Raw genomic sequence first — 1405 nt, 5'->3', positions numbered from 1 at the left:
TGAACTATACCCTAGATAGTGGACACTGATAAAAAAGTGCCCCTTTCTGGGGTTTTTTGTGTTTCAATAGTTTTAATGAATAAGGCGGAGGATTTTTTATGAGTAAGAATATCTATAATGAATTCCAAATGAAAGAGCTTGAAAAGAATCCTAATGTTTTGAGGGCTTCTGAGAGGTCAATCTCCTATAGTTCTGAATTTAAGATAAAAGCAGTGGCGGAGTACAAAAGTGGGAAAACACCATCGCAAATCTTTATTGAACAAGGCTTTGATCTCGAGATGATTGGCAAGGAACAGCCAAAACGTTGTCTTAAGCGTTGGAGAGAAACATTCGAAAGGTTCGGGGAGGAAGGTTTCCTTACGGAACGTCGAGGTAAAGGGAGCACTGGACGTCCTTCTTCTAAACAACTTTCCATTGAGGAGAAACTAAGGAAGGCTGAGGCAAGGATTAAATTCCTTGAGGCAGAGAATGACTTCTTAAAAAAGCTGGAAGAACTAGAAAGGCAGGCGTTGATGAAGAAACGATTCTAACGGCAGCTGAGAAGTTTTCTTTAATTGAGAAAACCATCAGAACATATCAGTTGAAAAAATCTGTTTCCTACCTGTGTGAACTGGCAGGCGTAAGTCGAAGTGGCTACTACGATTGGCTGAAGGCAGCACAATTACGGGCACAACGTGACGAGAAGGATCAATTGGATATAGAGTTAATTCGAGAAATATTCATAAGTAAAAAAGAAAAAGTAGGTGTCCTCCAGATCAAAATGATTATGGAGAATGATTATTCATCGGTAATGAACCACAAAAAGATTAGGCGTCTGATGGCAAAATATAATCTTGTAACAAAAGTAAGGAAAGCCAATCCTTATCGTAAAATGGCTAAGGCAACCCATGAGCATCGATCTTGTCCCAACCTCCTTAACCGAGAATTTAATCAAGAAGAACCAGGAAAAGTCCTGCTTACTGACATTACTTATCTCTATTTCGGAAAGGGACAAAAAGCATACTTATCCTGCGTAAAAGATGGAGCTACCAAAGAAATTGTCGCTTATCATCTATCCACTTCGTTAGAAATGGATATTGTATATAAGACGCTTAAAAAGTTAAAACAAGCTGTTGGCGATCATTTTCATCCAGAAGCCATACTGCACTCTGACCAAGGTTTCCACTATACCCATCCCCAATTCCAAAGCAAAGTAAAAGAACTTGGCTTAATACAATCGATGTCCCGAAAGGGAAACTGTTGGGATAACGCACCAATGGAAAGTTTCTTTGGGCACTTTAAGGATTTAGCAGAGTATAAATCATTAGATAATTTAGGAGATGTTAGAAAAGAAGTGGATCGAGTGATTGAGGAATATAACCAGCATCGTTATCAATGGGGCTTAAATAAAATGACCCCGGAGCAA

The 1405-nt window shown here is 39.0% G+C and carries 1 protein-coding gene; it reads left to right on the top strand.

The features are described from left to right. Positions 1-98: 98 nt before the first annotated feature. A protein-coding gene (locus tag NR125_RS29140; protein ID WP_256816843.1) for an IS3 family transposase occupies positions 99-1405 on the top strand; the annotation gives its coding sequence in 2 pieces (ribosomal slippage) (positions 99-471 and positions 471-1405; 1308 coding nt annotated over the 2 pieces). This gene is flagged as partial in the annotation.

It is taken from the genome of Cytobacillus sp. Bac17, from assembly GCF_024519925.1.
Classification (GTDB): Bacteria; Bacillota; Bacilli; order Bacillales; family Cytobacillaceae; genus Cytobacillus; species Cytobacillus pseudoceanisediminis.
The sequence above is the reverse complement of the archived record's forward strand: the minus strand, read 5'-3'. Positions and strand labels throughout refer to the sequence as shown.